This window comes from Borrelia hispanica CRI, assembly GCF_000500065.1.
Taxonomy (GTDB): Bacteria; Spirochaetota; Spirochaetia; order Borreliales; family Borreliaceae; genus Borrelia; species Borrelia hispanica.
This window is the reverse complement of the sequence record NZ_AYOU01000037.1, coordinates 1-26,635: the sequence shown is the minus strand read 5'-3', so window position 1 is coordinate 26,635 and position 26,635 is coordinate 1. Positions and strand designations below refer to the sequence as shown.

Annotated in this window: 15 protein-coding genes and 8 pseudogenes; 4 read left to right on the top strand and 19 right to left on the bottom strand. The window is 30.1% G+C overall.

What is annotated here, in order from left to right; all coding sequences use genetic code 11:
- Positions 1-601 precede the first annotated feature (601 nt).
- From U880_RS09765 to U880_RS12035, 3 genes and pseudogenes are all read right to left on the bottom strand, one after another.
- Positions 602-1,649, bottom strand: a pseudogene (locus tag U880_RS09765) (variable large family protein).
- Between the two features lie 277 nt (positions 1,650-1,926).
- Positions 1,927-2,286, bottom strand: a complete 360-nt coding sequence (locus tag U880_RS12040; RefSeq protein ID WP_456061754.1) for a variable large family protein — start codon at positions 2,284-2,286, stop codon at positions 1,927-1,929.
- A 32-nt stretch (positions 2,287-2,318) separates the two neighbouring features.
- Positions 2,319-2,858 carry a variable large family protein gene (locus tag U880_RS12035; RefSeq protein ID WP_456061753.1) on the bottom strand — a complete coding sequence of 180 codons (540 nt, stop codon included), beginning with the start codon at positions 2,856-2,858 and terminating at the stop codon, positions 2,319-2,321.
- On the opposite strand from U880_RS12035, the pseudogene U880_RS11630 reads away from it, so the two are divergent.
- A pseudogene (locus tag U880_RS11630) lies at positions 2,806-2,952 on the top strand (variable large family protein); the annotation flags it as partial. The gene U880_RS12035 and the pseudogene U880_RS11630 sit on opposite strands and share 53 nt — an antisense overlap.
- 244 nt (positions 2,953-3,196) lie before the next feature.
- Here U880_RS11630 and U880_RS0101020 read toward each other — a convergent pair.
- From U880_RS0101020 to U880_RS11625, 12 genes and pseudogenes are all read right to left on the bottom strand, one after another.
- Positions 3,197-3,454, bottom strand: a pseudogene (locus tag U880_RS0101020) (variable large family protein); the annotation flags it as partial.
- Between the two features lie 240 nt (positions 3,455-3,694).
- Positions 3,695-3,883, bottom strand: coding sequence for a hypothetical protein (locus U880_RS0101015; RefSeq protein ID WP_024654418.1), 189 nt, complete (start codon positions 3,881-3,883; stop codon positions 3,695-3,697).
- 311 nt (positions 3,884-4,194) lie between these two features.
- A complete protein-coding gene (locus tag U880_RS0101010; RefSeq protein ID WP_407637741.1) occupies positions 4,195-5,226 on the bottom strand; it encodes a variable large family protein in 1,032 nt (343 codons plus the stop codon).
- 326 nt (positions 5,227-5,552) lie between these two features.
- A pseudogene (locus U880_RS09755) lies at positions 5,553-6,619 on the bottom strand (variable large family protein).
- Between the two features lie 266 nt (positions 6,620-6,885).
- Positions 6,886-7,356: pseudogene (locus U880_RS09750) on the bottom strand (variable large family protein); the annotation flags it as partial.
- Between the two features lie 228 nt (positions 7,357-7,584).
- The gene (locus U880_RS0100990; RefSeq protein WP_051373849.1) at positions 7,585-8,622 is read right to left on the bottom strand and encodes a variable large family protein; all 1,038 of its coding nucleotides are present in this window, start codon (positions 8,620-8,622) and stop codon (positions 7,585-7,587) included.
- A gap of 377 nt (positions 8,623-8,999) precedes the next feature.
- Positions 9,000-10,040 (bottom strand): variable large family protein, encoded by a 1,041-nt coding sequence (locus tag U880_RS0100985; RefSeq protein ID WP_038358650.1) that lies wholly within the window; start codon positions 10,038-10,040, stop codon positions 9,000-9,002.
- A 248-nt stretch (positions 10,041-10,288) separates the two neighbouring features.
- Positions 10,289-11,282: pseudogene (locus U880_RS09745) on the bottom strand (variable large family protein).
- Positions 11,283-11,505: 223 nt separating this feature from the next.
- Positions 11,506-12,372 (bottom strand): variable large family protein, encoded by an 867-nt coding sequence (locus U880_RS0100975; RefSeq protein ID WP_051373848.1) that lies wholly within the window; start codon positions 12,370-12,372, stop codon positions 11,506-11,508.
- 148 nt (positions 12,373-12,520) lie between these two features.
- Positions 12,521-12,670, bottom strand: coding sequence for a hypothetical protein (locus U880_RS11285; RefSeq protein WP_161626504.1), 150 nt, complete (start codon positions 12,668-12,670; stop codon positions 12,521-12,523).
- 322 nt (positions 12,671-12,992) lie between these two features.
- On the bottom strand, positions 12,993-16,829 hold the full coding sequence (locus tag U880_RS09740) for an Eco57I restriction-modification methylase domain-containing protein (protein ID WP_235047969.1): 3,837 nt from the start codon (positions 16,827-16,829) through the stop codon (positions 12,993-12,995).
- A gap of 1,093 nt (positions 16,830-17,922) precedes the next feature.
- A pseudogene (locus U880_RS11625) lies at positions 17,923-18,135 on the bottom strand (variable large family protein); the annotation flags it as partial.
- Between the two features lie 1,628 nt (positions 18,136-19,763).
- Between U880_RS11625 and bdr the strand changes: the two are divergent.
- Positions 19,764-20,270, top strand: coding sequence for a Bdr family repetitive protein (gene bdr, locus U880_RS0100945; protein ID WP_024654412.1), 507 nt, complete (start codon positions 19,764-19,766; stop codon positions 20,268-20,270).
- A 76-nt stretch (positions 20,271-20,346) separates the two neighbouring features.
- Here the strand turns inward: bdr and U880_RS11555 are convergent, their stop codons facing one another.
- The 4 genes from U880_RS11555 to U880_RS0100920 form a co-directional block, all read right to left on the bottom strand.
- On the bottom strand, positions 20,347-20,556 hold the full coding sequence (locus U880_RS11555; protein WP_024654411.1) for a hypothetical protein: 210 nt from the start codon (positions 20,554-20,556) through the stop codon (positions 20,347-20,349).
- Positions 20,557-20,830: 274 nt separating this feature from the next.
- Positions 20,831-22,438 carry a plasmid maintenance protein gene (locus tag U880_RS09735; protein WP_024654410.1) on the bottom strand — a complete coding sequence of 536 codons (1,608 nt, stop codon included), beginning with the start codon at positions 22,436-22,438 and terminating at the stop codon, positions 20,831-20,833.
- A 386-nt stretch (positions 22,439-22,824) separates the two neighbouring features.
- The gene (locus U880_RS0100925; protein ID WP_024654409.1) at positions 22,825-23,361 is read right to left on the bottom strand and encodes a chromosome replication/partitioning protein; all 537 of its coding nucleotides are present in this window, start codon (positions 23,359-23,361) and stop codon (positions 22,825-22,827) included.
- Positions 23,362-23,426: 65 nt separating this feature from the next.
- Complete coding sequence (locus tag U880_RS0100920) at positions 23,427-24,194, bottom strand: ParA family protein (RefSeq protein ID WP_024654408.1); 768 nt, start codon at positions 24,192-24,194, stop codon at positions 23,427-23,429.
- 747 nt (positions 24,195-24,941) lie between these two features.
- On the opposite strand from U880_RS0100920, the pseudogene U880_RS09730 reads away from it, so the two are divergent.
- Positions 24,942-25,526: pseudogene (locus U880_RS09730) on the top strand (variable large family protein); the annotation flags it as partial.
- Positions 25,527-25,794: 268 nt separating this feature from the next.
- Positions 25,795-26,635, top strand: an 841-nt coding sequence (locus tag U880_RS0100910; RefSeq protein ID WP_024654407.1) for a variable large family protein, incomplete at its 3' end; no start/stop codon positions are given.

The following is a 26,635-nucleotide window of genomic DNA, read 5'->3' as shown; positions in this document are numbered from 1 at the left end:
AAATTTTTTAAAAAAATCAAACATCAAAAAATGTTAAAAATCATATTTAACAATAGTACAAAATAATATAATTGAAATAAATTCTAAAGAAATTATTAATTTTTGTACAAATTATCTCTTAATATTAAATAGTACAAATTTTCTATTATCTACATTAAAAAAACAAAATTTTACTATTGCTAGACTTTTCTACATTTTTAATATATACTTATCGTGTAAGATCTTAGTTTCATTAGAAGTTTTAATGTATTTTTATACCATGCTAAATTAATATTACAAGTGGGCGTGTCATTAAATCTCCTAAAACAACTAAGATATTTCATATAAGTTAAAACTTACTTCTTATGATTCATTGTATTTTTATACAAAATTTTACAACTATGCAAATCTATCCTATACAATTTCATACAATAAACCGAATATTTTTAATTAGAACATTTTAAAGAAACCACAAATAATAAAATTAATCATATCAAGTCATATATCTCTATTTAACACACTATAAAATAAAAGATACCAAAAGCTTAACTCTTAGTATCTTTCCCCTATGACTTTATTTTTTTTATTTTATTATTTATCTATATAATTCTGACTATCTATTTTAACTACCAGAATCACTCTTGTCAGATGCTACAGGAATATCATTAATATTAATTTTCATTGCTTCTTTAATAGTTTTAAGTCCTTCATCAATAGTACTTCTTATTGCTACTGTTAATGTATCTAATGCCTTAATTACTGCACTTGTTGCTGCTCCTTTAAGTGCAGGAGCATAATCATTATCAGCAGCACTAGGACCAGCAAATTTACCATTCTTAGCCATAGCCCTCAATGCTATAGCTCCTGATATAGTTCCATCCTTGGCATTAGCCTTAGCAGCATTAGTAGCACCTTCAATACCATCCTTAACCATAGCTTTCAATATATCAGCGCCAGTCACTGCTCCAACTGCTTTAGTAGCATCGGCTGCAACTTTTTTTGCATTAGCAGCATCACCAACAACAGCATTAGCAGCAACAAATAATTTACCTGCTTCATCATTTCCACCATTAGCAGCTCTTGCAGTAGAACCATCACTAGCCTTCTTATCATTCCCAGCTTCAGCATTTCCTTTGTCTTTAAGCACTACTTCTACTATACCTCTAATTCCCTTAACTAAATTCTCAACTCCAATCCCAGTAGCACCAGCACCATTAGTATCCGCAACATTACCAACTAGATCACTAGCATCACCAATAGCTTCACTAGCAATTTTAGCCCCAGCAATTATTTTATCAAGAGTTTCAGCAACTAATTTATTTACTGCAGTCTCAGTAGCTGTAGCGTTAGAATTCCCTTCTTTTTTCATACCAGCAACAATTTTATTAAAGTCCATCCTTAGTCCCTTGAACAGTCTCCTGAACTTTCTTAAAATACTTTCCTACATCAGATTTCTTACTATCTAAATTTAATCCCAATACACTCCCTACCATTTCCCCAAATGATGTGAAAACATTTAAAAATTCATTACTCAATCCCACCAATGACTTCAAAAATCTATTCTCAACGCTCTCTTTACTCTCTCCTACTCCCCCACTATTACATCCCATCACTATCATCATCATCAATATTATTCCCTTCATTCTCATTCTATTCCCTATCTTCTCCATTCTATTCACTCTCTCTATTTCTCTCTCTATTTCTCTCTCTATTTCTCTTCTCCCTTTTATTTCTTCTATTTTCATTTTCTTCGCCTCCTTATTTTTTCTTTCTTTTTAGCTTTCTTATAGCTTTTCTTTAGGAAGCAAACAAAAATGTCAACAAATGATGATTTACATGAATACTATCTATATAACATACACAATACCGCAAATAAAAAAGAGAGCTTTATTGCTCCCTTTAATAAGGTTCTTATTTAATTATTTCAACAACTATATTTAAATTCTACTACTTACCTACTGCTTTTGGATCTCTTGCCTTATCTACTTCTTCCTTTACTTTCTCCAAAACACTCTTTACTGTCTTCTTCACTATTTCCTCTACTGCTCCCAATAACTTATTTACTGCGGTTATCCCTACTTTTTGTACTTCTTTATCTCCTCCTGCTTGTCCATCTTGAGCTCCTGATGCCAATTTACCGTCTTTAACCAATGAACGTAATGCTATTCCTCCTGATACTGCTGCTGCTTTTGCATCTGAAGCATTTGCTAAGTGAACCGATGTTTCTCCTTTTGCAAATTCCAATGGAGTTGTACCTGAAGTTGCATTACCTGTCAAAGCCACAACCCTATTTTCTGTAGATTTCACTATTGATGCCAGCATTTCTTCTCCACTTACACTTATGATAGTATTAACACTGCTTTAGATACACTTCCTGCTTCCGAAGCCTCATTTGTAGACAATATCTTAACTCCTTCCTTATTATCCTCATCACCTAACTTTACTGCTGTACTTCCCGATCTTGGTTCTGAAATATTTTCTCCTTTTGCTACTTTTACTATTTCTTGCAATGCTTTAAGGGCTTTCTTTATTGAATTGTCATCTACTGTTACTCCTTTATTATTAGTTACCGCCTTACCTACTAGATTAGCATCACCTACCTGCCCTAATGACTCTAAATATCCTTTTAACGTATCTAAAACTCCCTTAGCTGAATTAACTATTTCTCTAATTGGATTTTTTGATGCACCACCTTTAGCAATATCTGATGTTACTTTGTTTGTTGCCTCTTCTAATTCTGCTGATGATGTACCTATCTTTTCTCCTAGACTGTTAAAATACTTCCCTACATCTTCCTTTTTTGTACCTACTTTAGCTGTAAATCCTAATGTATCTGCCGGAGCAGTTAAAGCAGCCGTTGGAAGTTCAGCAAATAAGATATTAGGAATACTTGACTTAATAATTAGGAAGACAGTAAGTAACAATCTAGAGAAAGCAAGAGAAAATGCTAAAGGGATAAAATACTCAGAGACTATTGGTGAAGCTATTGAAGCTGGTACTGTCACTTATAACACTACACAAAATATTAACACAAATAAAATCATTTCTATTATCGCACAAAAACTTTTTCATTATTATGCGACCTCTTTTACCCTATTTAACCAAAGGGAATATATAAAAATAAAAGGAAAACAACTATTACAAAGAAATGTGTTTTCCTTAATTGTCTTTATTATTTAATTTACTTATCTTTTATGAATAATTACCTATATTTTATTTATTTAGTAGAAGTACTATCTTCACTAGTCACAGGAGTAGAATTAGGATTAATTTTCATAACTTCTTTAACTTCATTAAATCCTGAATCAATAGTATGTCTTATTGATATTGTAAGTGTATCTAACATCTTAATTACTGCACTTATTGCTGCGTTATTTATACCTTCCTTTGAATCATTACCAGCATTACCATTAGCAAACTTACCATTCTTTGCCATTGCCCTCAATGCTATCCTTCCTGCTATTACTGCATCCTTATTTACTGCACCAAGAGTCTTATTCTCTTCAACCTTAGTAGCACAGCAATCTCTGCTGCATTCTTTGCATTAGCAATCTGAATCTCATTATCAACAGCCTTATTAGAATTGACAATAACTTGAAAATGTCAGCATCACTTACTACCCATATGGACGCACTTGCGGCTACTGCATCTGTTTTCTGATCCGTCATTATTGGCACCTTTACCAAGTTATTGATAATGCTCCTACTACCATGTCTCAAAATATCCCAAAAACATTTAAGAATCTTTTCCCTAAATTAGCTATAGAACTCAAAAACTCATTCTTCTTTTCTAGCTGCTCCGCTATTCCATCATCATCACATCCCATAATCCCAATAATCATCATAACACAACCAAACTTCTCTTGATAATCTTTTTCATCCTCCCTATTCCCCCTCCCTCTCATATATTCATTATCGTTTATTTTTTACTCTTTTCCTCATAATGACAGAAACACCAAAAAAACAAAATTTAACAAACACAAATAAATGAATAAAGAATATAATTATCATTTTATAAATGACTCTTTTAATTAGAATTAACAAGTAATAAATTCCTCTCAATTCATCATGCATATCTTATATTTCTAATTCCACTCACTCAACTTCTATATCCTCCTTCCATACAACAAAAGAGAGCTCTTACTCTCTCCCTTGTATTTCTCTTTTCTTTCTTTAATTTTATTCTATCTATATATCTCTTACTACCTTTTCTTAATTATTTACTAAGTTCTGTTGAGCTATCCGCAGCACTCACTGGATTAGCATCAGCATTAATTTTTATTGATTCTTTCACTCTCTTTAGCTCTGCATCTACTGTCTTCCTTATTGCTACTGTTAACGTATCTAATACCTTAATTACTACACCTACAGATACTCCCTTAATTGCCGCAGCAACATCATTTCCAGCATTACCATTAGCGAATTTACCATCCTTTACCATCGCTCTTAATGCTATTGCTCCTGCTATAGTTGCATCTTTAGAGGAAGTAATACCAGCAGCAGCCTTGGTAGGATCAGTATTAGCCAACTTTACAGCATCGCCACCATTTTTAATCATAGCTTTCAAAATATCAGCTCCAGTTACTGCTCCTACTGCTTTTGCTCCATCAACTGCTGCTTTTTCTGCATTAGCAGCAATCAAACCACCACCAGTATTACCAAATAACTTACCTGCTTCTCCAGCAGTAACACCCCTAGAACTGCTACCATCTTCAGCTTTCTTATCATCCCCTGCTTCTGCATTTCCCTCATTTTTCAGCACTATATCTACTATATTTTTAATTCCCTTTATCAATTTCTCAGTTTCACCTTTAACACCTGCAGCAGCTGCACCGGCACTAGCAATATTACCAATCAAGTCATTACCCTCTGTTCCAATCGCCTCACTTGCTTCCTTTGCTCCAGCTATTATCTTATCAAGCGTCTCAGTAACTAATTTATTTACTACAGTAGCTGTAGCCTCAGCATTTGGATTCTTTTCTTTCTTCATCTCACTAACAATTTTATTAAGTCCTGTTTTAACTCCCTCTACTGTACCATGCACTGTCTTAAAATAATTCCCTACATCCGACTTCTTACTCTCCAAATTCAATCCCAATACACTCCCCACCATTTCTCCAAAAGAAGTAAAAACATTCAAAAATTCATTACTTACATTCACTAATGACTGCAAAAATTTATTCTTTCCTTCCTCTCCTCCTGCTACTCCCCCACTATTACATCCCATCACTACCACCATCATCCCCATTATTATTCCTTTTACTATTCTTTTACTTCCCTTCTCTCTTCCCTTCTCTCTATACTCGCTTATACACTCTTCTATATTTCCTATTCCTTTCTTCTCTTTCATTCCTTTCCTTCGCCTCCTTGTTTTTTTATATTTTTTTATAGCTTATCTTTAAAAGATTAGGGGCAAAAAAATAGGAGAAGGGCTTATGGGAAATGGAACAATGAAGGCCTATGATTTATCTAAAATAATTTATATAACATACACAATACTGCAAATAAAAAAAGAGAGCCTTATTGCTCCCTTTACTAAAGTTATGATCTAATCATTTTCACTATATTCAAATCTTACTGCTGCTCTGATGCTTTTGGAGCTCTTGCCTTATCCACTTCTTTTTTCACTTCCTCTAATACATTCTTTACTATCTTCTTCACTATTTCTTCTACTGCTACTAATAACTTATTTACTGCTGTTACTCCTGCCGATTGTACTGCTTTGTTATCGTTATTATCATGTGAAGCTAATTTACCATCTTTAACCAAAGAACGTAATGCTATCCCTCCACTCACTGCTCTTGCTTTTGCTTCATCTTTTGCTAAATTAGCTGCAGTAGCATCTCCTCTTGCAAACTTTAGTGCACTTGTATCTGCATTTGCCTGACCTGTGTTACCAGTTGCATCTCCTTCTTGCGAATTAACTATTGATGCTAACATCTCCTCTCCTCTCACTGAGGACACTATCAATGCTGCTTTATCTCCCACTGCTGCTCCTGCATCAGCACCCGCTGCTAATACCTTGGCTCCATTTTTTGCATCAGCGCCTATTGATGCTTGAGCCAATGTAACATCACTTGCACTTGGTTCTTCAACCTTCTGTCCCTTTGCTACTTCCACTATCCCTTTCAATGCTTTATATGCCTTCTTTAATTCTTCTGTACTTGCTGATGCTCCTTGTTGGTTATTTGCTACCTCAACTACTTTGTTACCATCACCTATCCCTTTTAATGACTCTAAATGGGTTTTCAATGAACTCAAAACTCCCTTAGCTGCATCAACCGCACTTCTAATTGGATTTTTTTCATTCTTTGATTCATCGCTTTTATCAATACCTACCATTGCTTTGCTTGCTACTTTTTCTAATTCTCCTGATGCTTCTAAAAGTTTACCACCTAGGCTATTAAAATAACCTGCTACATCACTTCTCTTTGTATCTTTAGTCACTTTAAATCCCAATACATCCGACACTAACTCCAAAAATGCATAAAATGCATTCTCTGCACTCCTCCCTACTTCCATCATTGCTCCACTTAATCCTCTCCCGTCTCCTCCTCCTGCTCCTGCTCCTCCCGCTACTCCCCCACTATTACAATCCCATTCACCACCAGCACCATCATCACCATTATTCCCTTTACCATTCTTCTCACTCTCTTCTTCTCTTCTCTCCTTACCTTCTCCTCTGTCTTTCCCTCTTCTCTTCTCCCTATTATTTTTCCTCCTTTCATTTTCTTCGTCTCCTTATTTTATTATTTATTTTTTTCTAGCTTATCTATTAAAAATTAGAAGCAAAAAATACGATTTACATAACATATATACACTACAAATAAAAAAGAGAGCTCTTTTGCTCTCATTAACTAACTTTTTTATCTCAAAATATTCAAAATATTTCTAATTCACATTAATCTTATTTACTAACTTTAGCCTGAGAATCTTCTCCTTGCTTAATTCCCCCCAATACCTCATTAATCCCTTTTAATCCTTCATCAACTGTATTTCTGATTGCTATTGTCAAAGTACTCAACACCTTACTTACTGCATTAGCCGCTGCTCCCTTTGCAGATTCAGCTTCTGTCTTTTTATCACCATCATCCTTAACAATAAATTTACCATCTTTTGCCATTGCTCTCAATGCTATTCCTGCTGCTATTACTGCATCTTTCTTTGATTCTGCAGTAGTTAATTTATCTTCATTATCAGTATTAGTACCCTTTGCTAAAGCCAAAGCAGCAGCATCTTTAGCTTCACTAACTTTCCCATCTTTATTAGCACTAGAATTAGCTCCAGCAATTGCTTTCAATACATCAGCTCCACTTACTGCTCCTATTGATGCATTTGCCGCTGCTGTATGTTTATCCTCTGCTCCTTTATTATCTCTCTTAATATCAAATAGTACAAATATTCTATTATCTACATTAAAAAAACAAAATTTTACAATTATACAAATCTATTCTATACAATTTTATATAATAAACCGAATATTTTTAATTAGAACATATATACACCAAAATACAACTCACAAAAATAACACCTCTCTCTATTATAGCATTATAGAAAGAAGTGTTTAAATTTCATAATTTATTAATCACTCTTTATTCTTTATTCTTTATTTAATAACAACAGATTGAGTAGCATCAGATTGACTAGCCTCAGTTCCACCACTTTCAGAGTATTTTATTCCCTTTACTGCTTCTCTTATTTTATCTAAATTACTTTCTACTGTTTTCTTAATTATTATATCAAGTATCCCTAATACCTTATTTACTGCACTGACAGCAGCAGCCTTAATTGCACCATCTTCATTAGCAGCAGGTTGAGAAAATTTACCACCTTTAATCATAGCTTTTAGTGCAACTGCAGCTGCTAAATCTGCATTAGTAGCTGCAGTACCAACATTATTATCACCATTAGTAGCAGTAGCTAATTGCCCGGCATTATCACCAGCAGCAGGAGCAACATTTTTAGTATTAGCATTTTTAATTTTATCAATCATTGCCCATGAATCAGCTTTAGCAACTTCAGCAGCTAGCTTAGCAGCATCACCCGCAGCATTTTGAGCATTATGAACTACTGATTTGGGGCCATTACCATTTGCTACAGCAGCACCAGCATTCCCTTTTTCAATTTTTACATCAGACTTATCAGCAATATCAATGATACTTCTAACTTCTTCAATAAAAGATTTAACACTAGCTTCTTCAGCAGGTGCTGATCCAGCAACAGCTATACCATCAGCAATTTCAGTATTACCAACCGTCCCAGAAAGCTTAGTTACAGAAGTAATTAGTTTAGTAATAATTGCACTAGTACCTTGAATCACAGCTTCTACTCCTTTCGTATCAGCATTAGAAGTAGAAACTATTTGTTTTGATAACTCATCCAATTTATCCTTAGTATTCTTTAATCCATCTCCAATACTCTTAAAATGTTCTCCTACTTTGCTTCTATTATCGTCAGATTTAACAACATTAAATCCTAATGCATCTCCAACAGCACTCCCAAACCCAACAAAAATCTCCTGAAACCCTTCTCCGATCGCAACTAATGACTCTAAAAAACTATTCTTCTTTGCTAAGTCTACCTTTCCCTCTCCTCCCCCTACTCCCCCACTATTACATCCCATCACTATCATCACCACCATCATCACTATCCCTTTTACTCTTTTATCCACTCTCCTCTCTTCCCTCTTCCTCTCTACTATCCCTAATATCTCTTCTTTTAGAAAAGACACAAAAAAATCATAAAAATAACGAATGAATGGATAAACGAAAATTCAGAAAAAAAAAATATATATATATATATATATCTAATATATTATTTTTATTTGTAAAATCTTATACAATAAACTGAATAATTTTCACTATAACATTTTAAAGAAACCATAAATGATAAAATTAAACACATAAAGTAATAAATCTATGTTTAATATACTCTAAAAAAAGATACCAAGAACTTAACTCCCAGTATCTTCCCGTTATAACTTTATTTATCTTATTTTATTATTTAATTATGTAATTCCGACTATTGATTTTGACCACCAGAATTACTATTCTCAGATGCTACTGAAGTAGCATTAGTATTAGTTTTCATTGCTTCCTTAACACTCTTAAGACCTAAGTCCATTGTTTTTCTTATTGCTATTGTTAATGTATCTAACGCTTTAACTACCGCACTTACTGCTGCTCCTTTAACTGCAACAGAAACATCAGCATCACTACTATTAGCAAACTTACCACCCTTTGCCATCGCTCTTAATGCTATTCCTCCTGCTATAACCGCATCTGTTTTTCCATTACCAGCATTACCATTGGCAACATTGTGTTTAGCTAATATAACAGCATTCCCACTATCTTTCACCACGACTTTTAGTATATCAGCTCCAGTTACTGCACCTACAGCCTTTGATGCATCAGTTGCTGACTTCTTTGCAGCAGCACTAGCACCAGCATTGTTATTAGCAAATAATATACCTGCAGCATTGTCATCTCTTACAGTATTACCATCTTCAGCTTTTTTATCATCTCCAGCTCCAGCATTTCCTTTATCTCCAAGTACCACTTCTACTATACCTTTAATTCCTTTTACTAAACTATCAATATCACCAACAGTACCTCCACCATTTTGACCAGCTACATTACCAATTGGTTCACTAGCATCTCCTATTGCCTCACTTGCCTCCTTTGCTCCAGCTATTATCTTATCAAGTGTATTCTCTACCAATGTTTTCACTGCACTCTCAGTAGCCTCAGCATTTGGATTCTTTTCTTTCTTCATTTCACTAACAATTTTATCAAGTCCATCCTTTATCCCTTGCACAGTACCCTGCACTGTCTTAAAATATTTCCCTACATCTGATTTCTTACTCTCTAAATTCAACCCCAATACACTCCCCACCATTTCCCCAAATGAAGTGAAAACATTTAAAAATTCATTACTTACATTCACTAATGACTGCAAAAATTTATTCTTTCCTTCCTCTCCTTCCCCTACTCCCCCACTATTACATCCCATCAATATCATCATCATCAATATTATTCCCTTCATTCTCATTCTATACCCCATCTTCTCTCCTCTCTTCCCTCTCTCTATTTCCCTCTCTATTTCTCTTCTCCCTTCTATTTTTCCTATTCTCATTTTCTTCGCCTCCTTGTTTTATTAGCTTTTTTATAGCTTTTCTATAGCTTATTTATTAAAGATTAGAAGAAAAAAATATGATTTAATACTGCAAATAAAAAAGAGAGCTTTATTGCGCTCTCTACTAGCCTTTTTACCTAATAATTATTACATAAACTTATATACTAATTCACCTATTAATTAGCCTTAACTTTAGCTTCAGAACCCTCTCCTTGCTTAATCTCGCCTAATACCTTATTTATTTCTTTCAATCCCTCATCAACTCTATTCCTGATTGCTATCACCAACGTACTTAACACCTTATTTACTGCACTTGCTACTGCTCCATTGACTGCATTTGCATTTTTCTCTTCACTCTTAGCTGAAAACTTCCCTTCCTTTCCCATACCTCTTAATGCTATCCCTCCTGCTATTACTGCATCTTTCTTTGCTGTTTCCTCTTTAATCTCTTTCTTATTAGCAACAACTGGAGCAATTGCTATCTCTGCAGCATCTCCAGCTTTCTCAATTCCATTAGTACTATCAACTTGAAGATCTTCCTTTGACTTCGCTATCGCCTTCAATATATCAGCCCCACTTACTGCTCCTATCGAAGCACTTGCCTTAGCTGCCTCTGCATCTGTACCACTCTCCTTCTTTTCAAAGAATTTCCCAATATCCTTTTTATCATCTCCTGTCTTACTAGCCCCTGCATTTCCCTCATTCTCTCCTAACACTACCCCTACTATCTCTTTAATCCCTTTAACCAGTGCCTTGACACTTTCAGAATCTGCTGGTACAGGATCTTGACCACCATCTTTAGTAGCACCTCCTATTACATCATCACCTGTAGCTCCTTTCCCTGCTTCCTTCGCTCCTTCTTCGATCTTACTTATATCCCCAATAAATTCCTCTATCTTCTCTTTCATTTTCTCATAATTCCCATATTCTCCTATAATTTTCCCTAATTTCTCTTTAACTTCCTTCATTGTCTCTGCAATCTTACTAAAATATCCACCTATCTCACTTTTCTTTGCTTCTGCCTTTATCCCCAATGTCCCTGTAATCATATCCCCAAAACCCACAAATACATCTAAAAACCCCTTCCCTAAATTTACCCATCTCACCCAAAAACACTTTCTCTGGATCTCTACCACCACTATTACATCCCATCACTACCATCACCATCATTACTCCCCCCTCATTCTCCTATATCCTTTTATTCCTTTCTTCATTCTTCTCGACTCCTACTTTTATTATTCTTTAGCTTTGCTATTAAGAATTAGAAAAAACAAGGATGTTTATATGAAACATAATTCATCAAACTATATACAATACTGCAAATAAAAAAAGAGAGCTTTATCGCTCCCTTTGCTAATATTTCTATCTAATCATTTTCAACTATATTCAAGTCTTACTGCTGACCCACTGCTTTTGGATCTCTTGCCTTATCTACTTCTTGCTTTACTTTCTCCAAAACATTCTTTACTGTCTTTTTCACCATTTCTTCCACTGCTACTAATAGTTTATTTACTGCACTTATCCCTACTGCTTGTACTTCTTCTTTTCCTCCTGCACTACCATCTGCCGCTCCGAATGCTAGTTTCCCATCCTTCACCAATGAACGTAATGCTATTCCTCCTGCTACTGCTGCTGCTTTTCCTGCATCTTGATTCCCTGGCTTATTACCAACAACTGTAGCCAATATCTTAACTCCGTCCTTATTATCTGTTCCATTATCACCTACTTTTACTGCTACATCTCCCGCTACTAACTTCTCAACACCTTCTTTATCAGCTGTATCCACTATCCCTTTCAATGCATTATATGCTTTTTTCAATTCAACATCAGCTGGTGCTGCTCCTTCTTTATCGGTTGCTGCTTCACCTACTTTTTCACTATCACCTATTTTTGCTAACGATTCTACATAACCTTTCAATATACTTAAAGTAGTCTTAGCCGTATCAACCGCAATTCTAATTGGGTTTTTTGCATTCTTTGATTCATCACTTTTATCAACACCTGATGCTGCTTTGTTTACTACTTTTTCTAATTCTTCTGATGCTTTTTCAAGTTTAATACCTAAACTATTAAAATATTCTCCCACTTCATTCTTCTTTGTAGTTGTTTTTGCAGTAAATCCCAATACATCCGACACTAACTCCAAAAATGCATAAAATGCATTCTCCGCACTCCTCCCTATTTCCATCATTTGCTTCCGCTTAACTCTCCCTTCTCTTCCTGAAGCTCCTTCCCTCACCCCTCCATTATTTACATCCATGTTTCCATTAATTTTTATAGTATTAATATTATTAATATTGACATTTGCTGTTAAAGGATTATCAGAATTTAACGCTCTCAAGTACTGCTGATCATGAATTAATTGTTTTTGTATTTGCATTATTTTTTATGAATGCATAATTTTTTCATTATTGAATCCAATACATCTTAAAGTTAGTTCTTTGAATGTGACTTGTATAAGTATCATAACCAAAATCTTCCAAACCAATCAAATCATTTTGACTTATAAAATATGATTCTAATTCATAAATATCAAAATTGTCTTCAAAATTCATCACAATGTTCTCTTTGTTAACATCTAAGATGGAATAAACTTTATCAAACAGTTCTACAGATTTTCATTTCATTTCATTATTAAATATAATATCACAAATAATCAAACTTATACTCCTTAAACAAGAGTAACACAAATTATATATCAATCCAATTCATATATAAACATATTTACACATTAGTCTCTTTTATTCTGCATTGTTTAAATTTTACTTATCATAACCAAACGTATATCATTCTTTAGTATTAAGATTTAAAATAATAACTAGATTGACTTTTTAAATTTAAATTTGATCTCAATGACAAATTCAACCAAATATAAGGATTCTATTGATTCTGTGTTAAATAATTTTTGTATCCATTTATTAAACTCAAAATGTAGATATCCCCTTTTTTTTTCTTCAATACTTTAAAATCTTCGAGTAATATCCTAAAATCTTCAAAGTTTAAAGAATAAAGATAGGCTACGATAAAGTTAATTTCATTTTCTACTTCTTCGAAAAATTCATCTTCAGTTTTAAGATTTAAAATTTTCTGTTTTTCAGCTTCTGTAAAATTAAAGTATTTTAAATTAAGTAAGTCTTTAAAGCTATTAGGATTATTCTTAACAGTTAATATACAAGCATTTCTTGCAAGTGTTAAGTTTAAAGGAACATTCAAAATTTCTTCTTCTTCAGGTTGTGGCATAGGACACTGATAAAGACATGATTTTTGTACGCCAATATTTACAAACTTTCTAATCAAAAAATCAAATGTTAATGAATTGAATATAGATATAATAAATAATTTTTTATAAATGGACATTTGTATTTTTCCATGATTGTCATAACTAATATATACCGAACTAGTGCAATAACAATTTCTAGGAACTAATGTACTAATCATAGTTCTTGCATCTGTGTTCCTTGCAATATTTCTATATAATAGACCAATTTTATTATCTAAATTTTCATTAGGTAAAATTTTTTCTTTATTTTTCTTACTTATCCACAATAATTTAGACTTCTCTTTTGAAGATTTATGTTCAAAATATCTTGAATTAAATTGATGTATATTAGCACCTTGATAAAGAAATACATAATCACTTTTATCACTAACGTCTTCTTTCAATAACTCTTTATTATTATTAACACTTGGATCTATCCCTTTTTTAAAATTAATATATTTATCAGATAACACTTTAAATTGATTAAACAACTTACTAAGTAAGATTAATTCTTCATTACTTTTAAATTCTATTACTGCTTCTTGAATATGAGAAAATTTTTTTATTTTATCCATACTCAAATCAAGACCTTTATAAGCAATACTTTTATTTTCTAATAACTTTAAATTATTAGTTATCTCCTGAATAATTGTATCATCATTTTGAATCAAAAATTGTACTTTAAAGCTAGATTCAGGAATTTGACCATTAGTAATTTGGAAAATTGCAAACTTAAAACTTGAATGAATATCTTTAAACCTTTTTTTGTTTTCAAATTGATAAAGGAAATTGATTTTGTAATTGTTAAAAATAAATTTCCTTAGTGATTGTGAGCTCAATTCATTCCATAAACTTGCAGGAGTAAGATAAGTTAAATTGCCATTTCTTGCTACTAACTTTAAATTCAATCCTACAAAATACCTAAAAAAATTTGGATCACCACCATTAATAAAATTACTAAAACCATTTTTATAAATATCATTCAGCTTTCTTATATTATTTTTTTCTTTATTTAATTGCTCATTTAAAGAACTATTTATTATTTTCGTTTTCATCTTTTTTTGTTCAGATAAACTTAATCGCCTATAATCTGGTATATATTTAGAAAAGAATTCTTCCTCATCAAATTTAACTTTCTCCCAAGGAGGATTTCCAATGACAATTTCAAATCCATCTTGAGCATCAGGAAATTCTACTCCATAATGGAAAAACTTATAGCGTGTACTTAATCGCTCTATTTTTTCTATTAATACTTTATTTTCATCAGTAATATTCTTATTTAAAATATTTTGCATTAATTCTAATACAGAATATTCACCACTATCAAATTGTATAGTTTCTCTAAAATCTAAGGACTTAATTGAATATAATTCATAAATTTTAATTAATGAAAAAATCAATTTTAATGCATTCTTATTACTTTGAGCATCATCATATATTTTTTTAGATTTTCTAATTTCTTCTTTTGTCAAGTCATCAACATTTTGAATACTACTATAAACATTTTTTAATGTATCTACAATCTTATTAATTGAAGAACTCCAAAGTGATATATCAATTTTAAGTTTCTCTTGAACTACGTTAATAAATTCATCTTTCATATATCCAATCAAAGCATCACCTACTTTTATATGATGCTCAATAAAACTTAACGGAGTTCCAAAAATAAAGGTATTTATCCAAAGACTCAGCATGGTAACTTCTACAGCAATGGGGTTAATATCAACTCCATAAATGCATTTTTTTAATAACATTCTTTTTAAAACTAATTTCTTATCTATGTCTTTAATTCCATATTTTTTACTTTCATTACTAATGATCTCATATTCTTTCTCAAGATTTTCTTTTACATCATCAAACTTATCTATTTCATACCATACCTTTTCTGTCAGATAATTTAAACTAGAAATTAAAAAATGACCTGATCCACAAGAGTTATCAATAATTTTAAGATCTAGAGGAGATTTATTTTTAAGTTGTTCTTCAATTGCTGATACTACCATAAATTCTGTTAAATCATCAGGCGTATAATATGCTCCGCTTTTTTTCCGATCAAGAGATCTAGATGTTAGATAGATATCTCCTCTATAATAAGTAAAGTAAGTTTTATTTAAATCTTTTTCTTTGTTTAAAGAAATCATTTCATCAGTTTGAATACAATAAGTCCCATTTTTAAAGATATGATGAAGAGTATTTTCAGCTATTCTTAAATCATATTCAAGAAAAGTTTCATACAATTCTCCAAAACTTTTAAGATCAATTTTTGAATATTGAACAAATTTTTGATTTAAGGCATTTTCTTGATCAAAAAAGAACACCTTGACTAAAATTTCTTTAAGTTCATCTTTGCTTAATAACTCATTATTATTTAAATAATGTGCCTTTTCTTTTGAAAAAAGACCACCATTAAACATAGGAAATTCAAAATTTTCATTACCATTATCAAGTAATTCAAAAATTTTTATCAATTTACCATATCCTTCATCTCCATTTAAAACTTTATCATAAAAATAATACCTGAAAGACACATAGGTTCTATATGCAATATGATTTTTTAATGTTTCATCAAATAAATCTTCAATATATGCAATAAAAAATATTCTTAATACAAATATAATGGATTCTTCTAATATTTTATTAAGCTCTTCAGCAGTAATGTTTGGATTAGAATGAAATTCTTTTATATATATATTTTTTGCAATTTTAAATACGATAGAGTCATAAGGCTTTTCGTAAAGAATCTCCTTTAACGTTTTTTTAATAGTATTTTGATCTTTAATTATTTCTTCATTTTCCCGCTTAATAGCATTATTTAAATATCTATCCTTACTAATAAAATAATAAAAGAGAGCTGCTTCTTCTTGATTTTCAAAATCATTTTCTGCCATCTTTTCAAGATTAAATTCAATGTAATTCTTATCTCCATAAAATACTTTTGATTTATCATACAGTCTCCATTTATAACCATTAGTTAATATACCATAATCTTTTTTATATTGATTTAAATACCGATAAATTTGCTCTTCAGCTTCTTTCCAATTGACAAAAGAAGGCTTTTTTACTTCAATTAAAAGCAAAATTTTGTCAGTAGGAATAGGCAACCTATTCCTTTTGGCATCTTCTAACTTTATTTCAAATTCTTTTTTAACTTGTTTATTTTCAAATAATAATATATCTACTCTGGATTTATTACCCTCTATATTTCCACTTTTTTGTTGTTTACATGAATAATTCAGTAATTCAAATATATTACTTACCAAGTATTCTATTTCAGCTTCCGTTGAATGCTTATCTATATCTTGAATTTTATTTTTTAAAATACAAAAAAAGTTTCTCAAATGATCTTTATCATCATGATTCATACAAAATTCATTTGCCACTTTTTTATAATAGTCTATATATGGATGATTGGTATTTACATTACTTAATTTAATTGAATTCTTAATTTTATTAAACATAATAAATGTTATTATACACCCTAAATACACAAATCAAATAATAATTTAGAAATTATAAAACATATTTTCATTGACTTTTAAATTGTTGTTAATGATGATAAAACTTTTTTAAAAAATTTTATCATCATTATGATTAAAAGGTTACGTTAAAATAGGAAAATCAAGATGAATGATAGATCTAAAAAAAGAATACCACTGTATATATACAAAGAAAAAATTAAATAAGAAAAGATACTTATCAAATGAATAAATGGTAAAAGTTTAATCAGAATATCAACTGTACCAGTAAAACTATTAATACTTCGGTATTCTCACTCAGCTAACTTAGCAGACTTACTATCAACACCTATAGAAATAACTTTTAATATGTCAGCACATCGCTACGGCGCATGCGTTTTTCCCTTAACAAGCTTTAGCTGCTAGCTAATTTGACTAATTTAGCCAAATTAATAGTAATACCATCTTATCAATCTTAACAAAACTGAATTTTTATTCATTGATCATTTCCATTAATTTGTTTAACTTCAATATTAAATTTATCAATAAAACGAAAAATATATTTATTAAAGTCTTCATCAAATCTTTTTAGAGCCCAGCCTTAAAAAACATCACTAGGAAGAAAAACACGCCCAACAAAACAATATAACTCTTTCTCATAGATTTTTTTCATATGCTAATAACAATAAAAAGACTCACCATACCCATTAAATTCAAAAACAAGGTCAATCTTTTTCTGCATATCCCCCAAATAATTTTAGAATTTAGCCAACATAATCTATAAGCTGCCTAATCCTATTAGGCAGCTATTCTAACTAATTTCAAATGTAAATCTAGATTAGTATACATCTGCAAATATCGACCCTCTATCTACTGTTTTTCCGTTGTTGACTAGTCACTAATTCAACCACCTTGTTACCAACACCTATATCCTTTAAATCCTCTATATATCCCTTCAATATTGTAAATGTCCCCCCTTAAGCTGATTCAATAGCTTTATCCAATCCCGATTTTTTTCATCCTTTACCTAATTCTTTACCCTTGTTCCCAATTTTTACTAATTCTTGCATAGCCTTCTATATTCTTGCTAATACTAAAAATATTCTCCTACTTGATTCCCCTAGTCGAATCTGTAGTTACACACAATCCCAAGCCACCTGATACCAATTCAATAAAATAATAAAAAGCATTATCTGCACTTCTCCCTACTTCCATTAATACAAAACTTAAACTTCCTTCTCTTCCTGAAGCTCCTCCTTCTTCCACCCCCTACATTATCACATCCCATCACTGCACTCATCACCATCATCACCAACAATACTCTTCTTATTACTCTATTTTCGCTCCCTACCCGCCCTCTCTTTAACTTTCCTACCACATCTCCCTCCATTCTTAATTCTCCTTCTTTTACTTCCTTCTTTCTTCTCCTACATTTCCTTTTATGCCTCTCTTCACCTCCTATTTTATTATATAGCGTTGCTTTAAAAGATAGTAAGACACAAAAAACAAAAATTAATAAATAGTAAATGCATGAATAACGATTCATAAAAGTATATAACTACTGCATATTAAAAAAGAAAACTAAAAAATAAGCTCTTCTAAGTGATTCTATGAAAAATATTCAACAACATAATATAAATTAAAAACTATTACAAGCAAGCACAACTAAATAATCTTTTACTTAAGACCTATAACTCAAAATACACAATTAAATGTTAAAGATTATCATTACCCAAAGTATAAAAATATTATTAACACCAATATCTAACTACAAATGACAAAAATTATATATAATTACTATAAAATTAGGATACGAAAATCATAATAAAATATGAATTATCGTTAACCTACTTGAAACATATAAGTATCTATCAACTACACTGGTTAAAAGGCATGTTAATAAATACCCTAATTGTTTAATGGATTTATTTTTCCACAAATTTATATTCTCCCACTCGTTTTCAATAGGCACGCAAAAACTATTAGAATTTTTTAAAATCGATACAAACTTGATATTCGCAACAAATTATTGTACAACTCATAATAGCTGTAACAACCTATCTTGTAAATCCTTCATATACTTTGCCTCTTCATCTCGTAATCTCTGCATGAATTTACTTTTTGCTACTCCTTTATAATTCATAAAAGTCTCTTTTACCTCTTTTGTGATATTTAACGTTAATACAATCTTTGATAGGATCATCCGTAGTAAATCAACATCTTCACCTAATACGAATCAATTAAAATTTTCTTTAAAATGAGTTATAAACTTACGATTATATGAATCATCCAAATTAAGCTCTGTTATAAAACCTTAAAAATTTTAAGGCATCTTACCTTTCATCATTTAGTTTACCTTTTATAATTCCCAATATTCTCTCTTTTCACGTAAATATTTTCTTTATTATTTCTAATCTCATAATTATAAATATGTTATATCATATTATATTAACAATTATAAGCAAATTAAAAAACAGTCATATTATACAAATATATTGATTTTTTAAATTTTGATAATTATATTAATAATATTAAACAATAAATAAAAACTTCAAGATAAAACAAAAATACTAGTCAATAACGAACTGAAAATAATATTGACAACTAAAAACAAATTTCTTTTTACAAAAAAGTCAAATATTTATCACTTAAGAATAAACACATGCCACTCCATTAATAAATTCAAAGTCCAAAATACAAAGAAAAAATTGAAATACATATATTTATATTATATTATTAAGATTTCATAAAATTAAAGCTCATATCAACCTACGACTCAAAAAAATTAAAAAGCTCCTATAAATTTATCTACAAACTATCAATCAAAATACTGTATAATACTTTCCACAACAAAAAGCATAAATCTAACATGACTAAAAATTTAATTCTTTTATTAACCCTTAAAATACTGTATAATAATTATATAAGGAGACTATTGTGACATATATGCAAATACAACCTATAATTACTCGGCAAATGGTACTAAATGAGCTTATAAAAGCAGGGATTAATAAAGAAATTGCTGACGACTTATCTTATAGATACTACAAAAATGAGCTAACTCATAAAGATATTGAGTATATCAAAGAAAACTTTGATATAAAATTAAAACATTTAGAAGAAAAAATTTTTGACATAAAAGAAGAACTTATTAGCAGAATAGATAACAAATTCACTGAACTTGATAATAAAATAGATACTAAATTTAATGAACTTGATAACAAGATCAATATTATTGAAAACAACCTAAATATTAAAATTGACAAAGTAAAAGATGAATTAAAATCAGATATTATTATTATAAGAAAAGATATGGAAATTAATAAAACAGAACTTAATAGTAAATTAAAATTACATAATTGGATGTTTGGAACTATTATCACACTTAATATAGGGATTTTTTTAACATTAATTTCAATTATTTATTCGGTCTTGGGTAAATAAATATGAATTAATAACTCCACAAATTTTCAATTACAAAATCAGTAATTCACATTAATCTCTAACTAGCTTTAATTAACTATCTGCTTAGACTTTTAAACACCTTAACTCTAACCGTTTTAGCTTGTGCTTGTTCCCATTGAATAACCTGTTCTTCTGTTTGCTCTTTTACTTCATTTCCTAATTCATCTTCTGATTGTAATGCAACTTCAGGTTTCAATTCTTTAACAGCATTTCTTTCTAAATTACCAAAAAAGATTTCCTTATAGTCTTTGTGAATAGTATTCAAAATGTCACCAAGAAAATGCCATCTCTTATTTCATAACTATAGATTGTCTACTAGATTAATTGTAATATCCATATTATCCGTATATTCCTTTTTTAGCCACTCTTTAACGTATGAAGATACACATACTCATAGTCAATATCATCAAAATTTAGTATTGAAAAATTAAGTACTGTCTTGTCATTTTTCTTAAATTAAATCTCATAGCTCATATAAGTTTGCCAAAATCTATCTCTTCTTAAATAAAGTCTTCTGGTTAAATACTTTAAACTAAATTTCATATCATCTCTCCTTTTGCATTGTGCATTAAAATTTTATCTTTATCTGGATCTTGTTCTTGATATGAAAGCATAATTCCCAAACTAGCAAGAGAAAGTCCTCTAATCGTTTTCAATCCTTCAAAATTAGTGTTAATTTGTGATCTCGGCGGGCGTATGGTAATATTATCTCCCCTACTCTCTTCGTATAAAGGATATAAATTTGCAATATCATCACTAGAATCGCTATTTTCAATACTTCCTATATAAGATCGTATTTCTTCTCTAACCTCCATTCTTAACTTTGCCTTTTCTTCTTCTCTTCTTCTGATTCGCTCTCTTCTTTCTTGTTCTTCTTGCCTAAATAACTTCTCTATATATTCTTGTTGTCGTTTGAGTTGCAGTTTGCGTTCTTTTTCTGCTTTCTCTTTTTCTCTTTTTTCTTCTTCTTCGTCTTTCACATTTTTTGACGCATTAAATTCAAAATTTTTGCTTGCTAATCTTATTCTTTCGCCATATTTTTCTTTTGTCGTCGTGTAATTTTTCTTATATTTATGCGAGTACCAATCTTTGAATCGACCCTCCCATATGATCTCATAGTCGTTTATTACGCCATCCGTTCTTTTCATCATCATCCACACTTTGTACTTGTACCTGTTGCCAAATTGCTTTAGAAAGTGTTTCAAAATATCTTCGATGTCATATTCTTTCCCATACTCATTTATGGCAGTCTCCAAATTTAGCAGGGCGTTTATGTACGTAGAATCGTTGTTGCTCAGATCTTTCACCTGTTGCATATAGTTTTTACTTATTCTGTGCACATCTGTCAGTCTAGTTTTTACGCCAATTCGTTTAAATTGAACTTTTTCACTTTTTTGTTCAACGTTTTTTGGTTTTTTACATGAAAGACTTTTTGCAGAGTTTTTCTTTAAAGAATTCTTAGAATTCTCTTTATTTATATTGCTTATATTAGCTTTATTAATAACGTCCGGTCTTTTTACATGCGACATTTTGATGAGACTTTTACATTCTTTGAATTTAGATAGTATTCCAAACTTTTCAAGATTTGTGTAATTGAAAGTTGTATTTTTTATGTCTGCATCAAAATCACCGATGATTTTTTTATCATGTAAATTTTCTGTAAGTAATTGTATGAGGTATTCTAGGATTATATCTTTGTGTACATGAGCAAGTTCCATGTTTTGTACATAGTAAGCAATACTTCCTTTTTGTTCACCAAGTTTTCTAATTTTAGATTTTATCAATCCCATTTCATTTAATAGTTTTACATCTCTTTCAAGTGTGCGTTTACATACTTTTTTTGCAGCATCATTTTCTAATAATTTAAGTACTATTTTTTGGATATCACATGCTGAATATTCTTCAATTCCCATTGATTGTTTATAATTTGTATTTTTAGTATTTATCGCCCAGTAAACTTTAATCAATCTGTTGTGTCGTTTAAGCATTTTGATTATTTGTAGTTTAACTTGTGATATTCGTATTTTTTTATTAGTGTAGGAGTTTTTGTTAATATTTAGTTTTATAAAGCTTTTTAATATTGCATTTATTTGACCTTTTGGGTTTTTAGATTTGAAATTTTTAGTGTTTTCTGTTACCATTAACATATTGGTTTTTTATAGTATCCAAAGTTTAGATTTCGTTTAATAAACGAGCTTTGGACCTTTAGTCTAATTAGATTCTATTTCTATTAGACTTTATTTTTTTAATTATATATAAAAATTCAATTTCTTGCTAGTATCAAATGTTAATGTCATTGTATATATCATCCTTTTTGTTATCTTAAATTCTTTATTTTTTATTATTGTTGTTATATGAAAAATATAATAAAAAAAGGTGTAAGTTAATAAATTGAAAAACAAAAAACCAAGCTTTTGTTAATTTTTTTGAGCAGATTGAATAATAGAAACTTAAAGTTTTATATTTAACCAACATAAGATGGGTATAAATATTTAAATCATTAACATTAAGCTATGTCAAATTTACAATAAAATCAATCATTTTTGAAATTTCTATACTTGAGTTTTAATTGTTCTAAAATTTTTCGATCATTGTAAAAAATTTCTTCCAAGATAAAACTTGTAAGTTTAGGATTTTCTTTATAAAATTTATAAGCTTGTTCTGTTTTAAGTTGAAATCTTAATGGTTTTATTAAATTTACTTTTGATTTTTGTTTAGCAGTCTCATTTGATTTTATACTTTTATAAACATCTACCACTCCCCTTTGTTTGATATCATTTATACTTAAATCACCTTTTAATACGTATTCATATATTTTTAAATATGAATATGCCTGAGTTTTTTTGATCAAAAATTTATTGATAAAGGTCTCAAAACTTTTATAGCCATCGATAAGATAAAGATTTTTGGTTTTTATATTGTATAAAATTTCCATTATTTGGATTTTATTTTCAATATCATTAATCATACTTTTTTTTAGAGCAAGTTTGTAATTTTCATATTCTTCTTCTTGAGAAAGATTTATCAAACCTTTCTCTCTATCATTTAAAACAATCGTATTTTTTGACACCTGTAAAACTCCTTTGAACAGAATCGTTCAATATCGAACGATTCTGTTCTTGCTAATTATAAAAATTAAATTTTAATTTTTAATATATTACTTAAACAATCCATACATTCCTGGTAATAAATTTCTTTATGACTGGGTTCTTGTAAGTTATTTGTAAAGACCTTTATTTTATTAGTGAAATGAATTTTTCCTTTAATTAAATAACCATATTTTTCTTGAATTACATTTTCTATGTCTTTGAAAGTATTTCTATTCTTGATAAATTGATTTTCTACTATTGATATATCGATATCCTTATCTATATACATAGAAATTTTTGAAATATATTTCATCAATATGGATAAACTTTCAACCGAAAATCTTTCGACTTGAATAGGTACAACAAGTTTATCTGTAATATGTAATGCATTATCCAAAAGTGAATCCAAATTAGGTGGAGTATCAATTAAAATATAATCAAAATCATAGTTGGGTAAAAACCTTTTTAATCTATGCTTTAAAGAAAGCACTTTATACGAGTCTACTTGCTGATTAAAAAGATGTAAATTGGGATGAGATGGGATGAGACATATATTATCATTTATTCTATTTAGATATTTATCAAAATTTAAATCAATATTTTCTTTTAAGAATTCATATATATTATTGATTTCTAAGTTTTTTATTGATTTTATAAAATAACTAGTGAGACTATTTTGGGGATCTAAATCTACAATTAAAACTTTTTTTCCAATATCTTTTAAGATGTAACTAAAAATAATGGTTAGGACGCTCTTCCCAACACCACCTTTGATATTTGAAATTGTAATTATTTCCGTTTTTTTTTGATTCATTTCTTTATAAGACCTCCAGTTGACAATTTCTTATTTTAAAAATGTATAGCTTTCATAATATCATTATCTTTATATCTTGTTATGATGTTTGTATTGGGTTTCTATGTTCATAAATGTTCTTTAAAATCCTATCGTTTTATCTTTTTTTATAGAAAATAAATTCAATATAACTATCTTCTCCTAGTTAAAATGTTTTCTAAACAATATAAGAAATTTTTCTTTTATTGTTATTTGTATTAATAAAAATAAATCTTTCATAATCATTTGTATGATATATTTTTCCATTATCTTTATTTTATATCTTTATGACAATACTTTCTATTTTTTTTAGATTTAATTTCTGAATTTTTATTTTTATATTTTACTATTTACTTGTTGGTAAATAATTAAATTATCTTTGATGTTTTTTTACTTGAATTTAGCGAAATATATATTACTTTCTTATTTATAAATAATATCATTGATTAATGAAAACTCTGTGGGTGAATTTCAAATGTATTTTAATATTATCTTTATCTTTCTGTAGTAAGTGTATATAATTTTAGCATGCTCTTTTTCTTAAATTTTAGTCTGTAATTAATTAAATATTTACTGAATATTTTTTTAAATTTTTTGTTTTTATTATCGGTATCTAAATTAACAATATTTATAAAACCCATAAATTCATTTTTATTATTTAACTTTGCTATTTTAAAATAAAATTTATTGTACTATTATACTATATTTAGGTGAAGTAGGAAGCGATACCAAAAAAAAGTATTAGCAAGTGAAGCTGTATTAGAGAAAGTATATAAAGCATTGAAAGGGATAGTTAAAGTATCGGAGGGAAAAGGAGTTGATAAACCGAAAGAAAGTGTTATAACATTAGTTAATGGAACAATAGGAGTAAATGATGCGAAAAATTGAGTTAAGGTTTTAGCTATAGGTGCTGTAAGAGTAGCAGTGGGAGAAAAAGCAGCATTGATAGTGTCCTCAGTGAGAAGAGAGGAGATGTTAGCATTAATAGTTAATTCAACAGAAGGAGATGTTAAAGAATTAGGGGCAGTTGCAGATGTGAATACAACACCATTGGAATTTGCAGTAGGAGGAACAGCAGCTAATGTAGCAAATGCTGCATCAAAAGCAGGAGCAGTGGCAGGAGGAATAGCATTGCGTTCATTAGTTAAAGAAGAAAAATTGGCTACACATAATGATGATAACGATCACAAAGTAGTACAAGCAGTAGGGATAAGTGCGGTAAATAAATTATTAGGAGCAGTAGAAGAAATAGTGAAGAAGACAGTAAAGAATGTCATTGAGAAAGTAAAACAAGAAGTAGATAAAGCAAGATAGCCAAAAGCAGTAGGGCAACAGTAAGATTAGAATAGTAATATTAAATATAGTTAAAAATGATTAGGTATAAATATTAGTAAAGAGAGCAATCAAGCTCTCTTTTTTTATTTGCAGTATTGTATGTGTTATATAAGTCATATTTTTGGCTTCCTTAATAAATAAGCTATAAGAAAGCTAAAAAGGAAGAAAAAATAAGGAGGCGAAGAAAATGAAAATAGAAGAAATAAAAGGTAGGAGAGAAATATAGAGAGTAAAGAGAGTGGATAAGATGTGGGATAGAATGAGGATGAAGGGAATAATATTGATGATGATGATAGTGATGGGATGTAATAATGGGATGTTGGAAGAAGAGAAGGCGAAGAGCCAATTTCTAGGGTCGATTGCAAATTTAGGGAAAGGATTTTTGGAAGTTTTTGTGAGTTTTGGGGATATGATTACAGGGACATTGGGAATAAAAGCGGACACAAAGAAAAGTGAAATAGGGAAATATTTTAGTGATATTGAGAAGAGTATGCAAACTACTAAAGCAAAGTTAAACGAAATTTTAGAAAAGAATGGGCAATATGAAAAAGTTAAAACAGTTGTTGAGCAGTTTATTAGTGGGACTGTAGATAAGATTGCTGAGGGAGCAAAAGAAGCTGCAAAAGGGGCTACTGGTGGTGATGCTATTGGAAATGCTGTGAAAGAAGGTCAGGATGCTGTAGCGGCGGACACTACAAGTGTCAATTTACTTGTTAAGGGTATTAGGACTATTGTTGGTGTAGTTTTGAAAGAGAATGAAGGAGATGAAAAAGCTGATAAGACAATTGATTCTGATAAGAAGAAAGTTGGACAGTTATTTGCAAAGAAAAATGATGATAGAGCTCAAGATACTGAGGCAGCTAAGGCGAGTGCATCAGTAGGGGCAGTAAGTGGTGCTGATATATTACAAGCTATTGCTAAGTCCTCTGAAGCTGTTAATGTTGATGAAATTGATAAAGCAAAAAATGCAGCAGAGATTGCTATTGCTCCGGCTAAAGATGACAAAAAAGAAGTTGCAGTAGAATCAGCAAAGAAGGATGCAGTAATAGCAGCGGGAATAGCATTAAGAGCAATGGCAAAGGATGGTA